Annotated in this window: 20 protein-coding genes; 11 read left to right on the forward strand and 9 right to left on the reverse strand. The window is 37.4% G+C overall.

The window, feature by feature from the left end:
• Window positions 1-377: 377 nt before the first annotated feature.
• Window positions 378-884: a GNAT family N-acetyltransferase gene (locus tag APS80_RS05955; RefSeq protein WP_059107367.1), complete on the forward strand. Its 507-nt coding sequence runs from the start codon at window positions 378-380 to the stop codon at window positions 882-884.
• 220 nt (window positions 885-1,104) lie between these two features.
• Window positions 1,105-2,055, forward strand: a complete 951-nt coding sequence (locus tag APS80_RS05960) for an ornithine cyclodeaminase family protein (RefSeq protein WP_059107368.1) — start codon at window positions 1,105-1,107, stop codon at window positions 2,053-2,055.
• Window positions 2,056-2,133: 78 nt separating this feature from the next.
• On the opposite strand, the gene APS80_RS05965 is transcribed toward APS80_RS05960, so the two are convergent.
• Both APS80_RS05965 and APS80_RS05970 read right to left on the reverse strand, forming a co-directional pair.
• Entirely contained in the window at window positions 2,134-2,766 is a 633-nt protein-coding gene (locus APS80_RS05965; protein ID WP_083498181.1) for a YIP1 family protein, read from the reverse strand.
• Between the two features lie 70 nt (window positions 2,767-2,836).
• A complete protein-coding gene (locus tag APS80_RS05970; RefSeq protein WP_059107370.1) occupies window positions 2,837-3,775 on the reverse strand; it encodes a lactate/malate family dehydrogenase in 939 nt (312 codons plus the stop codon).
• A 373-nt stretch (window positions 3,776-4,148) separates the two neighbouring features.
• On the opposite strand from APS80_RS05970, the gene APS80_RS05975 reads away from it, so the two are divergent.
• The 6 genes from APS80_RS05975 (at window position 4,149) to APS80_RS11110 (ending at window position 9,066) form a co-directional block, all read left to right on the forward strand.
• Complete coding sequence (locus APS80_RS05975; protein ID WP_059107371.1) at window positions 4,149-5,099, forward strand: L-lactate dehydrogenase; 951 nt, start codon at window positions 4,149-4,151, stop codon at window positions 5,097-5,099.
• Window positions 5,100-5,398: 299 nt separating this feature from the next.
• Window positions 5,399-6,361: an NAD-dependent epimerase/dehydratase family protein gene (locus APS80_RS05980; RefSeq protein ID WP_059107372.1), complete on the forward strand. Its 963-nt coding sequence runs from the start codon at window positions 5,399-5,401 to the stop codon at window positions 6,359-6,361.
• Window positions 6,362-6,635: 274 nt separating this feature from the next.
• Window positions 6,636-7,715: a branched-chain amino acid aminotransferase gene (locus tag APS80_RS05985; protein WP_059107373.1), complete on the forward strand. Its 1,080-nt coding sequence runs from the start codon at window positions 6,636-6,638 to the stop codon at window positions 7,713-7,715.
• A gap of 223 nt (window positions 7,716-7,938) precedes the next feature.
• Complete coding sequence (locus tag APS80_RS05990; RefSeq protein WP_059107620.1) at window positions 7,939-8,637, forward strand: HAD family hydrolase; 699 nt, start codon at window positions 7,939-7,941, stop codon at window positions 8,635-8,637.
• A gap of 36 nt (window positions 8,638-8,673) precedes the next feature.
• Window positions 8,674-8,916, forward strand: coding sequence for a hypothetical protein (locus APS80_RS05995; RefSeq protein WP_059107374.1), 243 nt, complete (start codon window positions 8,674-8,676; stop codon window positions 8,914-8,916).
• Between the two features lie 21 nt (window positions 8,917-8,937).
• A complete protein-coding gene (locus tag APS80_RS11110; RefSeq protein WP_258026020.1) occupies window positions 8,938-9,066 on the forward strand; it encodes a hypothetical protein in 129 nt (42 codons plus the stop codon).
• 128 nt (window positions 9,067-9,194) lie between these two features.
• Here the strand turns inward: APS80_RS11110 and APS80_RS06000 are convergent, their stop codons facing one another.
• On the reverse strand, window positions 9,195-9,857 hold the full coding sequence (locus APS80_RS06000; RefSeq protein WP_059107375.1) for a deoxynucleoside kinase: 663 nt from the start codon (window positions 9,855-9,857) through the stop codon (window positions 9,195-9,197).
• Window positions 9,850-10,467, reverse strand: coding sequence for a deoxynucleoside kinase (locus APS80_RS06005; RefSeq protein ID WP_059107376.1), 618 nt, complete (start codon window positions 10,465-10,467; stop codon window positions 9,850-9,852). Before APS80_RS06005 ends, APS80_RS06000 begins: the two co-directional genes overlap by 8 nt.
• Before the next feature lie 61 nt (window positions 10,468-10,528).
• On the opposite strand from APS80_RS06005, the gene tadA reads away from it, so the two are divergent.
• The 3 genes from tadA to APS80_RS06020 all read left to right on the forward strand — a co-directional run bounded on the left by tadA (window position 10,529) and on the right by APS80_RS06020 (window position 12,564).
• Complete coding sequence (tadA, locus tag APS80_RS06010) at window positions 10,529-11,020, forward strand: tRNA adenosine(34) deaminase TadA (RefSeq protein ID WP_059107377.1); 492 nt, start codon at window positions 10,529-10,531, stop codon at window positions 11,018-11,020.
• An 87-nt stretch (window positions 11,021-11,107) separates the two neighbouring features.
• Entirely contained in the window at window positions 11,108-11,983 is an 876-nt protein-coding gene (locus APS80_RS06015; RefSeq protein ID WP_059107378.1) for a Cof-type HAD-IIB family hydrolase, read from the forward strand.
• A gap of 14 nt (window positions 11,984-11,997) precedes the next feature.
• On the forward strand, window positions 11,998-12,564 hold the full coding sequence (locus APS80_RS06020; RefSeq protein ID WP_059107379.1) for an NADPH-dependent FMN reductase: 567 nt from the start codon (window positions 11,998-12,000) through the stop codon (window positions 12,562-12,564).
• Window positions 12,565-12,659: 95 nt separating this feature from the next.
• Here the strand turns inward: APS80_RS06020 and APS80_RS06025 are convergent, their stop codons facing one another.
• The 5 genes from APS80_RS06025 to APS80_RS06045 all read right to left on the reverse strand — a co-directional run bounded on the left by APS80_RS06025 (window position 12,660) and on the right by APS80_RS06045 (window position 16,237).
• The gene (locus APS80_RS06025) at window positions 12,660-12,998 is read right to left on the reverse strand and encodes a transcriptional regulator, SarA/Rot family (RefSeq protein WP_306417692.1); all 339 of its coding nucleotides are present in this window, start codon (window positions 12,996-12,998) and stop codon (window positions 12,660-12,662) included.
• Between the two features lie 40 nt (window positions 12,999-13,038).
• Window positions 13,039-13,872 (reverse strand): helix-turn-helix domain-containing protein, encoded by an 834-nt coding sequence (locus APS80_RS06030; protein WP_059107381.1) that lies wholly within the window; start codon window positions 13,870-13,872, stop codon window positions 13,039-13,041.
• A 430-nt stretch (window positions 13,873-14,302) separates the two neighbouring features.
• Window positions 14,303-15,184, reverse strand: coding sequence for a GTP cyclohydrolase FolE2 (folE2, locus tag APS80_RS06035; protein WP_059107382.1), 882 nt, complete (start codon window positions 15,182-15,184; stop codon window positions 14,303-14,305).
• Between the two features lie 14 nt (window positions 15,185-15,198).
• Window positions 15,199-15,864, reverse strand: coding sequence for a bacillithiol biosynthesis deacetylase BshB2 (gene bshB2, locus APS80_RS06040; protein ID WP_059107383.1), 666 nt, complete (start codon window positions 15,862-15,864; stop codon window positions 15,199-15,201).
• 13 nt (window positions 15,865-15,877) lie between these two features.
• On the reverse strand, window positions 15,878-16,237 hold the full coding sequence (locus APS80_RS06045) for a YojF family protein (RefSeq protein WP_059107384.1): 360 nt from the start codon (window positions 16,235-16,237) through the stop codon (window positions 15,878-15,880).
• Window positions 16,238-17,237 lie beyond the last annotated feature (1,000 nt).

The following is a 17,237-nucleotide window of genomic DNA, read 5'->3' on the forward strand; positions in this document are numbered from 1 at the left end:
TGTTAAATTATATATAAAGTAAAAGTCTAAAGATAGAAACTTACTTTCACGATATGCATGTGGAATGAAGACTTGATATCTTTAGGCTTTTTTATATGCAGAAAACAACTCAAAAACAGGATCACGTCATTAAATATTAAGCGGAAATTTAGGTTTATATTGAGATAACAAGCTTTTACGATATTAAGGTCTTTACAAGTCATGTGTCTTTACACTTTTTATGTAACAGACCATAAAAAATTTTAAATTTTTTTGTGTAAAGTGATTTAAAAATAAGTATAAATCTACTATGATAAGGGAGTATTAAAAAAACGTCTTGTTTATAGGGTCATTTTAGAGAGGTATTTGAAGTAGAAATGAAAGGATGGTGCACTCCCATGGTTGAATTTAGAGAACTTACTATGGCAGATGAGTCACTCTATTGTGATTATGTCAAAGAATGGATAGATAAAAACGAAGTCATAGCTCCAGAAATAACAAATATTACAAACTATCAAAGTTTTGAAGATCTTGTGCATCAGCTTGCAGATAATAAATCACATGACGAAACGGTTGATAATACAACTTTATTCTTAATTGATGATAAACAAATTATTGGGGCAGCAAACATTCGTCATGAATTAACGAACTCATTGAAAACAGAAGGCGGCCATGTTGAAATCGGCGTACGCAATCGTCTTCGAGGCAAAGGATATAAACAAAAAATATTGAAAAAAGCCTTAGACTACTTATCACGCATTGATGTTAAAGAAGCACTCCTCACATGTGATGCAGATAATGAAGACACCATTGAAATGATTAAGAAAAATGGTGGCGAAGAGATAGAAGATGCTAAAACTGAAGAAGGTAAAGTAGTTAAACGCTTTTTAATAGAAATTGCATAAAAGGATGTTGTGATGTTCGTGCACATCGATATAAAAACAAACGATACGAGGTAACACATTGTTTTAAACACTAGGAGAAACCTGATTTGAGGGCAATGTCTGTTACCTCGTATTTTTATGTTAAATGAAAGATTTCGAAATCTTTGAGGGGAATTTTACAATCAAAACGGCTAGCTGTGTTATACTCGAGTAAATTCAACAAAGGGCGAGGAGGACGCATATGCATATCGATACAGCCCAGCAACAGAGCTTAGTCAATATGAAAGAAGTAATTCATGAAGTAGCTGAAGCATTACAAGCGTATTCAGAGGGACAGACGCAAAATCCAATCCGATATGCTTTAGATTTTAATCAGGAGAATCGTTACTTGGTCATGCCAGCACTATCAGACACGTTACAGGTTGCCGGGGTTAAAGTAGTCTCTGTCGTGCCGCATAATACGAAACAAGGGAAACCTGCCATCAATGGGACTGTCATTTTAACGGATTATGAGACAGGTGAGACGTTAGCGACACTAGATGCTGCGTATTTAACAAAAATACGTACAGGTGCGATATCCGGAGTAGCAACGAAATATTTTGCGAAACAGGACGCGACGACGCTTTCAGTGATCGGTACTGGGGCCGAAGCAGAAGGGCTGATTGAAGCGGTTCTCGCAGTGAGACCGATTAAACGACTGTTATTGTTTAATCGGACTTATGAAAAAGCTAAGTGGTTTGCACAAAATATAGAAAAACAACATCCCGAACTTGAGGTCACAGTCTTTAATGATGTGAATGACGTATTAGAAGATACAGATATTATAGTGACAGCGACCAACGCCTCTGATCCAGTTTTTGAGGGTGCACTAAAGCCGGGTGTACATCTCAATGCAGTAGGTTCATTTAAACCTGAGATGCAAGAATTACCGACTACATTAATAAGTGAAGCGGATAAAGTCATTGTAGAAGCTAAAGACGCGGCATTAGCAGAGACGGGTGATTTGCTCAAACCTATTCAACAAGGTGTGTTCTCAGCAGAAGCGTTGCATGGTGAACTCGGTTGTGTGGTCAGCGGCGCATTACCAGGAAGAGAGATAGAACAAGAAGTAACTGTATTTAAGTCAGTCGGTTTGGCAATCGTTGATATTGTGGTTGCTAACTACATTTACAATAAATTGATAGATCAATAATTGATAGTAAAAACCAAGCATCATAAAAAACGCTCAATGCTCGAGAAATACGTGCATTGAGCGTTTTAATATTTGTGATTAAGCAAATAATTGCATTAAGCCTCCAATTAAGCTAAAGCCCATAGCTAGGATGGCATAAACAATCGCTAAAATGATGGATGCTTTACCAGATAAGCGACTCGTCGCATATAATACAATAAATACAACATAGGTATTAACGAGATTAACTAAATTAACTGAAGCCAGTGACTGATTTCCTTTATCGAAGATGTTCAGACTGCCGATGTTGTAATCTAACAGATCAATGCCTGCGATAAATTGAATAAGGCTTACGATTAAAGTGACGATTAATGTGATCATTTTAAAGCTACATGCTGCTGAAAAGATACTACTTGCTTTTGTTTCAGATTTAACAATTTTTGTAATGATCAAAATCACGACAAAGGTTAATAATAAAGAAAAAAGCGCACCTAATGGTGACATATAAATTACAATGTTTTTTTGCATTTCTAACATTGAATCATCAAGGCTTGCACTTGTCCCTACGAGTTCTTCTGATTCTTTAGCTTGTCTTGCAAAGTCAGTATTGTTCCCATTAATAAAGCCAATTACTAGAGATACTACAATAATTAAAAGAAATTTAACTAACCACTTCGGGCGCTCTCTGAGTTGATCAAAATGGTCATACAATGGCAATTTAGAATGTTCCACGATGTGCCTCCTCTATATCTTTTTCTTTAATATATCACATCTAGATTGCAATTACCATTTTATATATAAATTATTTTAATTGGCCAGTTTTTATTGCTTGTTGTATATAACTGATTGCTTCGTTGACTGCGCTTTGCTCAGTTTCACTCAACTCAATTGGGAAACGATACTCGATACCTTCACGTGTTACGAGGGTAGGTAAACTCATGGCACACGCATCTGTACCATAATCTCCATCTAGTAAAGCAGTCACTGGTAAAATCGTACGTTCATCGAGCACAATGTGGCGTGTGAGCGCGACTGCTGCTTTAGAAATGGCCGTATTCGTCCAACCTTTTTGTTGTAGCACATCAAATGCGACTTTATCGATTTGTGCTGTTATAGACGCTTGATCAATGGGCTCACATTTCATGAGTGATTCAAATTCTTTGATTGGCATCCCAAAGATTGTGACTTTGCTCCAAACTGGGACCGCATTTTTCCCATGTTCACCAATGACAAAGGCATGTACACTTTTAGGATCGATACCATAATGATTGGCAATCAACGTTTTAAAACGCGCACTTTCCAATAATGTGCCTGTGCCCATGATTTGATGTTTCGGATAATTCACTGTAGTAGAAGCAATATAGGTCATCGCATCTACAGGGTTAGAGATGAAGATAATCACTGCTTCTTGCGTGGCACGCGCTATACGTTGCATGAGGTCAGCCATCAGTTTACCATTTTCTTCAGCGAGTAATACGCGATCGGGCATCATCGCATTCATCGGTGTACTTGCCGTTACGATAATCACAGCAGCATCACTTAAATCATGATAATCTCCTGCGCTTATTTTGACGTGATTGCTGTCATCAAACCCTTGAGCGTGTTGATGGTCTAGAACTTCTCCTCGTGCAAGTTTCTCGTTAGTATCAATCACAACAATTTCAGAAAATAAATTTTGATATTGAATGTCTGTCAGAATTTGACTCCCTACTTTTCCAATACCAATCAGACCTAATTTCATATGCGGACCCTCTTTCTTTGAACAATATATACTTTAAAATTTATCAGATTTTTCAGTTTAAATAAATGATTTTTGACGATGCTATAAATTTTTCTATAGATATTGTGATAAAATTCACAAATGTGTCAAACTATTGAGACGTCTTTTAGAGTTTAATTACATCATAAGTATCTATAATCATAAAAAGTCACTTTTGGATGCCTATTTATGAATTAAAGTAATAGCTTCAATTCTAACTATGTATTTTATTGATAGGTTTATTTATCATAAAATGAGAGTTGAAAGAGATACATCGGTATGAATGATTCTCACGTAACGGTGTATGAATCAAAGCGGATTAGCAAGCCTAAATAGAAAGAATGAGGTGAATACAATGAGTGAACATGCAAATAAAGTCGTATTAATCGGGGATGGCGCTGTCGGTTCAAGCTACGCATTTTCTGTCGTAGTCCAAGGTGTGGCTGATGAACTGGTCATCATTGATTTAGCGAAAGACAAAACGGTGGCAGATGCGAAAGATTTAAATCATGGTGCACCGTACGGCATGTCATCCATTCATGTGAAAGCGGGAGACTATGTCGATTGCCATGATGCAGATATCGTCGTGTTGACTGCAGGCGCAGCGCAAAAACAAGGTGAAACGCGTTTACAATTAGTCGAACGCAATACGAAGATCATTAAAGGCATTGTTTCAGATGTGATGGCAAGTGGGTTTGACGGTATCTTTATCGTCGCATCTAACCCTGTCGACATACTTACGCGAGTGACTCAAACAGTTTCAGGGCTTCCTGCTTCACGCGTGATTGGCTCAGGTACAATCTTAGATACTGCTCGCTTTAAATATGCGTTAGGTCAAGAATTTGGTGTCGCACCTTCGAGCGTTGAAGCCATGATTATGGGTGAACATGGTGACTCAGAACTCGCAGTTTGGTCTCAAGCTACCATTGCGGGATTACCGATAGAAAAATTACTTGAAAATGATTCAAAACGCACGCATTTAAAACAAAAACTATTTGAAGAAACGCGAGATGCAGCGTACGAAATTATTAAAGTAAAAGGCTCTACTAGCTATGGTATAGCGATGGGACTGTTAGAAATTACCAAAGCGATTCTTTATAATCAAAATAAAGTTTTAATGGTCTCCAGCAAATTAAACGGTGCGTTTGGACATGATGATGTATATATTGGCGTGCCTACAGTCGTAAATCGTCAAGGTGCAGCAAAAGTGATTGAAACGCCATTAGCTGAAGCAGAACAAACGCAGTTCGATCATTCCGTACAAGTATTACAAGACACATTTAAAGATATTAAAGCATTAGTGTGAATATGTTGAATTTCACTCAAACAATCTCCTTGAGCAGGGCTACGGTCCTGCTCTTTTTTTATGCAAAATAACAGAAAATAAATCATTTCATCTGAGACCTACATCAAGCTTATAGTTCTTCCATTAAAAGAGCATAATTAGTCATTACTAAAAGTCATCAAAGTCAATAAAAACAGATACAAAATGTTCTTTCTATATATACAAGAAAGCGCTTTTATATTATAATACCTATGAAAATAAACATATTGTTTACACGGGAAATACAATGAATGTATAAGTAGGACAAGGGAGAGATAAACATGAAACGAATCATGATTACAGGGGCATTAGGTCAAATTGGAACGGAACTTGTGATTAAATGTAGAGAGATTTATGGAAATGATAATGTGCTTGCGACAGATATACGGGAACCTGAAGCAGGTACAGACGTAGCTGATGGACCTTTTGAAGTGTTAGATGTGACGAATAAAGATCAAATGGAAACATTAGTAGAACAATTTAAACCTGATACTTTCATGCATATGGCAGCACTTTTATCTGCAACGGCAGAAAAAGATCCGATGTTTGCTTGGGAATTAAATATGGGTGGCTTACTGAACGCATTAGAAATTGCGAGAGCATACGACTTACAGTTCTTTACGCCTAGTTCTATCGGCGCATTCGGACCTTCTACACCGAAAGTGAGCACACCTCAAGTAACGATACAACGCCCGACTTCCATGTATGGTATTAATAAAGTCGCAGGAGAATTATTGTGCCAATATTATTTTGAACATTTTGGCGTAGATACACGTAGTGTGCGCTTCCCAGGACTTATTTCATACGTTAAAGAACCCGGTGGCGGTACGACAGACTATGCATGCGAAATTTATTTTGAAGCGGTTAAAAATGGTACATATACAAGCTATATCGCCAAAGATACATTTATGGATATGATGTATATGGATGATGCGATTAATGCGATTATTAAATTAATGGAAGCAGACGGTGCGAAATTAGTACATCGTAATGCATATAACCTCAGCGGTATGAGTGTAGAACCTGAAATGATTAAACAATCTATTCAAGAACACTATCCTGATTTTACCATCGAATATGATGTCGATCCCGACAGACAAGCGATTGCTGACAGTTGGCCAAATAATATCGATACTAGCTGTGCGAGTGCCGAATGGGAATTTGAACCGCAGTATGATTTAGCACGTATGACACGCACAATGTTACAGGGTATTGCAGAACAACAAAATCAATCAACAAAATGAGTAGACCACACGTAGCACCCCTATAGAAATGAACGACAGTCACATGAAAATAAAACAGCTCTGATTTTTTCCTTCGCTTTCTGATCAAACGTACAGAATCATTTGAAAGATGATAGAATATAAGCGTATGCTAAGAAGGTGAATGCGGTGGCTCATAGTAATCCAGATCTCAAAATGATTACTGTTTAAATTTTCCGAAAATTATTGAACCACCCCATTGAGATTGCTATAATGAAAAGTAATACATTCATATAGAACTGAGGAGTAATTCGTCTTGGCTGAAAATGTAAAATTTGTAGAACGTGAACAACTCAAAGAAAAACCGGATCCATCTGATTTAGGCTTCGGGCAATATTTCACTGATTATATGTTGAGTTATGAATATGATAGTGAACAAGGCTGGCATGATTTAAAAATCGTCCCTTATGGACCTATTGAAATGTCTCCAGCTTCTCAAGGTATCCACTATGGTCAATCTGTCTTCGAAGGATTGAAAGCGTATAAACATAATGGAGAGGTTGTATTATTCCGACCTGATCAAAACTTCAAACGTATTAACGATTCATTAGAACGCTTAGAAATGCCTAAAATTGATGAAGACGTATTGCTCGATGGTTTAAAACAACTCATCGATAAAGAACGTGACTGGGTTCCAGAAGGCGAAGGACAATCTTTATACATTCGTCCATTTGTCTTCGCGACTGAAGGTGTCTTAGGTGTACGTGCCTCTAATACGTATCAATTATTAATTATTTTATCTCCATCAGGTTCTTACTATGGTGGTGATTCACTGAAACCAACAAAAATCTATGTCGAAGATGAATATGTCCGTGCCGTTCGTGGCGGTGTAGGTTACGCGAAAGTTGCTGGTAACTATGCAGCAAGCTTATTAGCTCAAACAAATGCAAACCAACTCGGTTATGACCAAGTTCTTTGGCTAGACGGTGTTGAACGTAAATACGTAGAAGAAGTAGGAAGCATGAACATCTTCTTCGTTGAAAATGGTAAACTCGTCACACCAAAATTAAACGGCAGTATCTTACCAGGTATTACACGCAAATCAATCATTGCACTTGCGAAAGAACTCGGTTATGAAGTAGAAGAACGCCGTATTTCTATCGACGAGTTAGTAGAAGCACATCAACGCGGTGAGTTAACTGAAGTCTTTGGTTCAGGTACAGCTGCCGTGATCTCTCCTGTCGGTGTCTTGAGATATAATGGTGAAGATTATGTCATCAACAACAATGAAACAGGTGAAATCACACAAGAATTGTATGATAAATACATCGGTATTCAAAGCGGCGAATTAGATGATCCACAAGGCTGGAGAGTTGTCGTTCCGCATTATGAATAATGTAAGCAATGAGTAAAATAAGACAGGTTTACTATTGAATCAACTGTGTATTCAATAACATACGCCTGACCACAGCAATAGAGCAGAAATACGGAGCTCAGGTAATGACCTAAGTTCTGTGTTTCTGCTTATTTTACATGTTAGACTCAAACGCATAGAGGCATGCTAAAATAAAAAGTAATCAATTCAAGCAAAATCTAAAAAGTAAGGTGTGAGCGATGTGATACAATGGGTACTTTTTGATAAAGATGGGACATTGATCGAATTTGACCAAAGTTGGATGAAGATAGGGCTCCAACTCGTGGATGACTTTATCGATGCCTATCTTGAAGCAATCAGAGATCCTGAAGCGGTTTACCACGCTTTTGGTGTGAAAGATGGCGAGATTCAACCAGGTTCCATTTTAGCCTCAGGGGCGTTGAAAGAGATGATGGTCACTTTCAACCAGCAAGTAGCAGAAGATGTGACGCCATGGGTAGAAGCACGTAGTCAGACGTTGGTGGATGAGCGTGTACCGGAAAATAAATGGGTTGAAGGCATGAAAAATACTTTAGATACACTTAAAAAACAGGGTTACAAGCTGGCGATTGTTACGAGTGATTCCAAAAAAGGCGTCGATCAATTTCTCGATCATACGGGCACGGCATCTTACTTTGATGTAGTTATCTCTACCGAAGCGAATGCCGTAGAAAAACCGGATCCAGCAGTGCTCGAGCCATTATTTAATTATGACGATGTGAAGCCTGAAACCGTCGTTATCGTTGGAGATACTCCGAATGATATTCAAACAGGAATCAACGCACAGTTAGGTATGACGGTTGGCGTGTTAACGGGTGTGGGTTCTAGCGAAGATCTCAATCATGCAGATCATGTGATTGAGACGGCAAATGAACTCGTGTCACTATTAAATACCGAAGCATAATAAGCATAAGTAAATTTATTAGGAGAAGGTGTAAAGATGATTGAGGGCACGTATGCAGTCTACCGTGGTTTAACATGTAAAGTCATTGCACATACAGGGAATGAAGTCGAAGTGGTCACTGATGTGTCAGCGGACATCGCGGAACAACTCGGTTTTGAACCGAGTGAGGTACAACATGAACCTCAAGTCATGTATCACAAATGGATTCCACTCGATGATATCGATGGACTATATGAATTGAAACAAGAAGCACGATATCAAGGCACCGTATTTGATTAATTTTATGACAATGAGACGCCAATGATTGGTACAGAAGAAGCGGATAAGGCAACAGCGTTTGGATTAACCGCTATACGTTCAAATTATTATAGTAAAGCAGTGAACGAGGAAGAAATAGAGAAGATCATTTTCCATCATGATTTAAAATGACTCGATGACATACGTAAGCCCAGTTAAGTTAACGGGTTAAGCGTCTTGATATAAAGAAAGGCTGGGGTGACTATGATTGATCACTCCAGCCTTCATTTGGATTTACGATATATTAAATTTAAATGGGATTAACGTGGATCTGTTTGACGTGCTGTTTCAATCACATGTTTAATCTTTTCAATGACATGATCGAGTGAATCCGGTTGTTTATAGAGATCATATTCATTGATATTAACACGTACGACAGGGCATGCATTAAAATCGCTGATCCATTGATTATATCGGTCGAATAATTTCTTCCAATATTCAGGGTCGGTATCGATTTCCATTTGGCGACCACGTGCTTTGATGCGTTCGATGACTTCCTCGTAGTCACATTCTAAGAATACGAGTACATCTGGTTTTGGAAAGTACGGGGTCATGACCATAGCGTCAAAGAGATTCGCATACGTTTCGTAATCTTCTTTTGTCATCGTACCTTGCTCTTCATGCATTTTTGCGAAGATATCTACGTCTTCATAAATAGAGCGGTCTTGGACAAAGCCACCGCCGTATTCAAACATTCTTTTTTGTTCTTTAAAGCGTTCTGCTAGAAAATAAATTTGTAAATGGAAGCTCCAACGTTCGAAATCCGCATAAAATTTATCCAAATAAGGATTATGGTCTACGTTTTCGAATGATGTTCTAAAATTAAGTCGTTCAGCAAGTGCTTGTGTGAGTGAAGACTTACCGACACCGACTGTCCCTGCAATGGTAATTACCGCATCTTGTGGAATACCATAGTTATTCATCTTGTGTACCTCCAATCATGGGATCTACTAAATTGAGTATCATTTGATAATCTTCTGAGTTACCTACGAAATCGAGATTTGTTGTATCGATACGAATGACGTTCGCACCTTCTGATTTCAACTCGTTATAATATCGATTGTAAGCGCGTTGTAGTTGTAGTAAATAATCGTCTTCGATTTGGTGTTCGAAGCTACGATTACGTTGAGCAATGCGTTGTTGTAGCACAGAAAGATCTGCATCTAAAAAGATTATCATATTTGGCATTTCTAAGTCTTCAGTTAGGATGTCATAAATACGTGAAAACTTACTATATTCGTCTGTCGTTAGGGTGTTATGTGCAAAAATTTTATTTTTATAGATATGGTAATCGCTAACGATGTCTGTCGTCACGTGTTGAAGATCTTGGAATTGTTTATAGCGATTGCATAAGAAGAACATTTCGGTCTGAAAACTCCACTTCGAAATATCATCGTAAAAGTCTGATAAAAAGGGGTTTTCATCCACAATTTCATTTTCTTCATGAAAGCCATAGGTCTGGCTCAATTTGTGGGCTAACGATGTTTTACCAACGCCAATGGGCCCTTCAATTGCGATAAATGTTTTTTTCATATTCATTGCTCCAATGTTAAAATAGACATAATGTATTTTACCATATGTGAGGTGAAGACACATGACAAGTGATGCGTTTTATATGGAAAAAGCCATCGCCGAAGCGCACAAAGCAGAGCGGATAGGCGAAGTACCAATCGGTGCCGTAATTGTGAAAGAAAACGTAATTATTGCTCGAGCTCATAATTTAAGAGAATATCTGCAAGATCCAACTGCACACGCCGAACATATTGCGATTCAACGTGCTGCAGAGGCTGTAGGGAGCTGGCGACTGGAAGATTGTACGTTATATGTCACACTAGAACCTTGCCCTATGTGTGCAGGTGCCATTGTGATGAGCCGCATTCCGAGAGTGGTTTTTGGAGCTAGAGATCCCAAAGGGGGTTGTGCGGGAAGCATTATCGACTTACTTCAACAGCCGAAGTTTAATCACCGTGCGGAAGTGACTGAAGGTGTGCTCGAAACAGAATGCGCACAGTTGTTAACACAGTTTTTCAAAAAGATTAGAGAACGGAAGAAAAACCGTCGATCAGCGGAGAGTACAGGACGTTAAATATTTGTTAAAATAAGCTTGTGTTACGAAATTTTGACTGTGGAAGTAATACAACTTGCTTTAAAAAAGTGTGAAATGAGGGATCTTATGATTAAGTTAATCGCATCAGATATGGATGGGACGTTGCTTAATGCATCACATGAAATATCTGAAGAAAATATAGCTGCAATTCAACATGCGCAATCACTTGGCATTACAGTGGTCATCGCGACGGGACGTGCATTCTATGAAGCGAATGAACCCGTGGAAAAAGCTGGACTCAAAATGCCTTACATATGTCTCAACGGGGCAGAAGTTCGGGATGAAACGCACAATATTTTAAATACATCACATTTAAACGATGCGTTAATCAATAAAATTACGCAAGCGTTAAATGAAGAGGATATTTATTATCAAGTCTATACCAACTTAGGTATTTACACTGAAGATCCGCAACGAGATTTAGATATCTATATCGATATCGCAGAACAAGGCGGACAAGAAGCGGATGTCGAAAAGATTAAAGCGGGTATACAAGGACGTATCGATAATGGTTCGCTTAAAGTAGTAGATAATTACGATGACATTGGCAATGTACCAGGGGAAATTGTGATGAAAATCCTAGCGTTCGACGGCGATTTAGAAAAAATTGAACGTGTCAGTGCCAAGTTAGCACAATCACCTAATTTAGCGATTTCCTCATCTTCACGCGGTAATATCGAAATTACGCATTCAGATGCACAAAAAGGGAACGCTTTAGAGATGATTGCAGATCAACTCAATATTGATATGAAAGATGTGTTAGCAGTTGGAGATAATTTAAACGATCTATCCATGTTATCACGTGTTGGCTACCCTGTCGCAATGCAAAATGCGATTGATGAATTGAAAGAGATCGCCATTCACATCACTGATACGAATGAACAAAGTGGTGTAGGAAAAGCCATTGAACACTTTATTAAAGCAGAGAACATAAATTCATAAGAGGTGAAAGGATAATGAAAGGACTCATTATTGTTGGGAGTGCGAAAGTAGATTCACATACCAAAGGTTTAGCACGTTACTTGCAAGGACGTTTTAAAGATCATGAAATGGAAGCGGAAATCTTTGATTTAGCAGATCGTCCGATTCATCAATTAGATGTTTCAGGTGCATCAGAACCACCTGAAACGTATCAACAAAATTTAACAGATTTACGTGAAAAAGCAAGAGAAGCTGATTTCTTTGTACTCGGTACACCTAACTATCACGGCTCTTTTTCAGGTATCTTAAAAAATGCGTTAGACCACTTAACGATGGATGATTTTAAAATGAAACCCGTTGGCTTAGTCGGTAACAGTGGGGGTATCGTGAGTGCAGAACCACTTTCTCATCTCCGTTTAATCGTTCGTACATTGTTAGGTATTGCAGTACCAACTCAAATCGCGACACACGACAGTGACTTCGAACAATTAGACGACGGTTCTTATTATTTAAATAATGACGAGTTCCAATTAAGAGCTAAATTATTTGTAGACCAAATCGTGTCATTCGCACAAAATAGTCCATATGAACATTTGAAATAATTGAGCAGAAATATAAGAGACAGTTAGCTTGAAAGGTTGATATAGCTTATCTAAAATGGCTATTCTATCCCTCATCGCTAACTGTCTTTTTTGTCTTATTCTGCTAATGCAACATCTTTAACTATCTGTTCATATTGTTCTAGTGCACGACCAATCTCTTGTAAATCAATGTCATAAAGGTAGATTCGACGTTCGTCATCGTTGTCTCTTTGTTTTTTGAAAAAACCTAAACTGATTAAGTTATTTAACTGCGCTGAAATTGGTGTATTTTTATTTTGTAATAAATTTTTCAAGTCGATCACATCGATTTTGACTTGATTTAACTGTTTAATTTTATTAAGTAAAATAATCTCCATAATAGATAAACTTAAATTTTGCTTCACTATCTTCTTGATTAAATTTCTTTTTTCTTCATAAACTATAATATTCATCATTCATCACCACTATAAAATTTTTTAACATTATATTTGAGTGTTAGCTTTTCTCATTCATAAGAGACATATGTTGCAATCTCTGTAACAGTGCTTGATCTATATACAGAGTCTGTTGTGCTCGCATTAGATGTGTTGTAAGAAATGTACGAGGTGAACAATGTATCACGTCTTCAAAGTGCTTCGAAAAAGCTTTCTCAGACGTGTAATGGTATTGTCGCCACAGTTGTTTTAACGGTTTACCGTCAAATAAATCAAATACTGCTCGGTGAATTTTAGTCGTTTTAAGATATGATTTTAATGAAACATGCATCACATCACTAAATTGTCGGGACAAATAGCTATTATTAACATAGAATTGACGTGCGATCATTTGGCATGTTGTAATATGTTCAGCGTCGCGGTTTATGTAGTGAATGACATCTTGGATGAGTGTAGAAGCATACGTTAATGCTGTGAGTTCTCCCATTCGCACAGCATGAATATGTCTACATAATATTTGAATCGTTGTATGAATGTGCTTAATGTCCGATTGATTTAATGCGAAAATGCTGTGAAGAAAAGCTTGTTTCAAAGATACAGTAGATTTTGTATTTTCAGATAACGATGGCGTAGCGAAACAATATTTATAATATATTATTTGATTAAACGATAAGCATAACAACTGACAAGCATGAGATAATAATTGAATTTGGTCATACTCAAATACAGCAAGCACTTCACCTGCTTTGAGATTGACCATTTTATTATTTTTCATTATTGTACAGTTTCCAGATACGACAAAATAGACATATACATGATAGGGCGCTTTTAATACATGAAGTGCGTCGGTCGCATGATATGACTTTAAGTCGAAACCGATGACGTTATCTCTCATACTCAAAACGTTCCTTTTAAAAATCCATAGTCATTTGTTCTTAATTTAAAATGAATAAAGCTTACTATCAAATAATAATTAATTGTATAGAAAGCATTGTAATATATAATGCGCAGGATGAATATGTCATTTATTTACTAAAACAAGTTAAAAATTTAAAATTTTAAATCTTAATAAATACAGGGCTACAGTTTTTTTAATAATCTATTAAAAAATGTGATAAGACTCAATTTGGACGTATTTCCTGTCGTAAACTTTATAGTTTTAAGCAATCGATGTCGATTCATGTATTCATTTTAAATATCAAAAGGGTAACTACCTGTTGTATAAAAAAATAAAACGATAAAACATAAAAATAAGCTACCGAAAGGGTGATTAAACCATCTTTCGATAGCTTGAAATAGTCTGATTAATTGATTAAATGGAGTGTTCAAGGTTTTCTATATTTTAATTTTGCAAATGCATCATGTTGGTGAATAGATTCTTCATTACGACACTCGATGTCGAAACTGTCTAACCAATCAAATTCTACTAAATCTGCAGCGATTAAACGAATTAAGTCTTCAACGAAACGTGGATTTTCATAGGCGCGTTCAGTCACGCTTTTTTCATCCGGACGTTTCAAAATAGGGTATAAGATTGAGCTTGCATTCGCTTCCATCGCATCTAAGATTAATTCTTTATAGTTCTCGTCGAGGTCGACATCTTTGTTGAGGTAAGTTTTTACAGTGACAATACCACGTTGGTTATGTGCAGAGTATTCACTTATTTCTTTAGAACAAGGACATAAAGTAGTGACGGCTGCTTGTATCGTTAATTCTTTACGTGTCGTTGTTTCGCCTTCGATGGCTAAGCCATATGTGACATCAGCATGTCCTAATGCTTTAATATTTGTTTTAGGACTATAGCGATCATAGAACCACGTACCTGATACATCAACACCTGCCGCATTTTGGTTCATTCGTTCTTGTAAACTGCGTAAGACTTGGTATAAAGAATCAAATTCGAGTTTGATTCCGTTATCATAATGTTTCTCAACACTTTCTAAAATACGACTCATGTTAATCCCTTTTTCGTCTTGATTCAAACTTGTTGAGAAACTAAAGTCTCCTGCTGTTTGAAAACCATCAATCAATACAGGATATGTTAAATTTTTTATACCGACTTCTTCAATTTCGAACAAATAATTTTTATGTGTGCCTTGAAGATCTGCCATTTTATCTTTTGTCGTTGGTTTTGTGCCTTCGATTGGGTCAACAGAACCGAAATGTTTCCATCTGCCTTCCCGTGTAGATAAATCATATTCAGTCATGCTATTGCCTCCACTTAAGATTCAAAGTTATAAGTCCAATAAGGTTCTACTTCTAAAAAGCTTTGCGCCTGGCCAGAAATTTCTGGTGATCCCAACTGTGCTAAAAAGGAACCTGTTTGGGATGCGTGCGCTTTAAACGTGCGTAATTTAACCTCTTTATAATCACTGATCTCGTTTACAATATCTGGATCTCCTAATTTTTCAGGAGCATCATTACTAAAGGCGACAAGTTGTAATCGCGGACGTTCTTCAGCTGGCATACGTCCGACTGTACGAACTACAGCCTCAGCTGTTGCCTCATGATCTGGATGCACAGCGAATTTCGGATAGAAAGAAATAATGAGTGAAGGGTTAAGTTCATCAATGAGCGACTTAACCATGTCATCCATCTTGTCATGGGGTTCAAATTCTACTGTCTTATCACGGAGTCCCATCTTACGTAAATCGGTAATTCCCATTTCTTTACAAGCTGCTTCTAATTCTTTCTCACGTACATCAGGTAACGACTCACGTGTCGCAATCGGAGGATCACCTAAATTACGAGCCATTTGACCTAATGTTAAGCAAGCATAAGTGACCGGTACACCTTGGTCAATATAATGTGCAATCGTCCCAGCTGAAGAAAATGTCTCATCATCCGGATGCGGAAAAATAACTAACACATGTCTTTCATCATTCATCTTTGTGTCCTCCTTACGCTCTGAACGGTTTCGTGCTCAACTCTAACGTGGCAGCCAACTGTCCCTCATAATTAAATCCAGCCAATAAAAACTCATTTGCTTCATTGACCTCGTAATGCGTTAAACCTTGGACATACACCCAACCTTGATCCGCAAGTTTCAAACCAACTCTAAATGGATCTTTCTCGCCACCTTTAAGCTGAGCATGTTCAATGGTTACTTCGATGTTTCTTAAAAAAGTACTCGCATTAAATACACGTTCATCAAAATGGCTCGCATATGCGCCATTTGTAGTCTCTACGTGTAAGTACACTTTTTGATTTTCGTATGATGTCAATAATTCTTGTACTTGGGTTGGTTGTATTGGTTCCAATTTTTTTCCTCCTAAATAACGGCCTTATGATAAACGCTCGCATTCAGTGTCGACTTACTGTCTCATTGTGCATTTACGGTTAGTAAACTTACGGCTTCGACAGCTTCGTCTTCTAGACTGGCAAGCGTTATCATTAAGGCAGTCAGTGCGTGATACTAACCTTGTGACAAGCGTTTACATCCGTTGTCGATTTGTCGCCTCATTGCGCATTTACGGGTAGTAAACTTGCTGCTTCGGTGTCCTGCATCTCCTAGGCTGACAAACGCTTTCACTAAGGTAGTAGGTGTTATCGTGTTAAAACTTGTGGGTCACGTTCGCATCCGTTGTCGTCTTTTCGCTTCATTGCGCATTTACGGGTAGTAAACTTGCTGCTTCAGCTCAAACGCCTCCTAGGCTGATAAACGCGATCACAGCGGTAACACGATTAAGCTAAAACCACTCGGATTCTGCGTCGAATTGCTGTCTCATTGTGCATCTACTTCCAGTAAATGAACATTTGAGATAACCTCATTTACCTTACATGTACGAATTGCGTAAGTACAGCCATGCTGCGGTTAAACAAACGTTTCATGATCTTATATTAGATTACGCACATATTTGTGCCTTGCTGTAACGTTACGTTGATTCATTGTGAATTGGGTTAAGCGTTTTCACTAAAATATTAATATACCATATTTTGATGCTTAATTCATGTTGCATTCAAGAAAATATTAAATTCGTTTCTGTTTATTTAATTAAAATAAGTAATTATCTAAGCTTGAAGTCATATGAATAATCGTTTTAAAAAATACAACGAGAGAGAAGTACATACGTTTTGATGCATCATGAGGTGAATATCATACATCATATTTTAAAATGAAATATTTCAGCTTCCCAATTCATGTTTATAGGGTTGTTAATAAAAATAACTATTCCTTTATTTTACTAAAAACGTCACAAAAAATGTATATCTATGCTCAATATAGAGATAAATTATAAAAGATTTACCTACGTTATGAAG

The organism is Staphylococcus auricularis (assembly GCF_001500315.1).
Classification (GTDB): Bacteria; Bacillota; Bacilli; order Staphylococcales; family Staphylococcaceae; genus Staphylococcus; species Staphylococcus auricularis.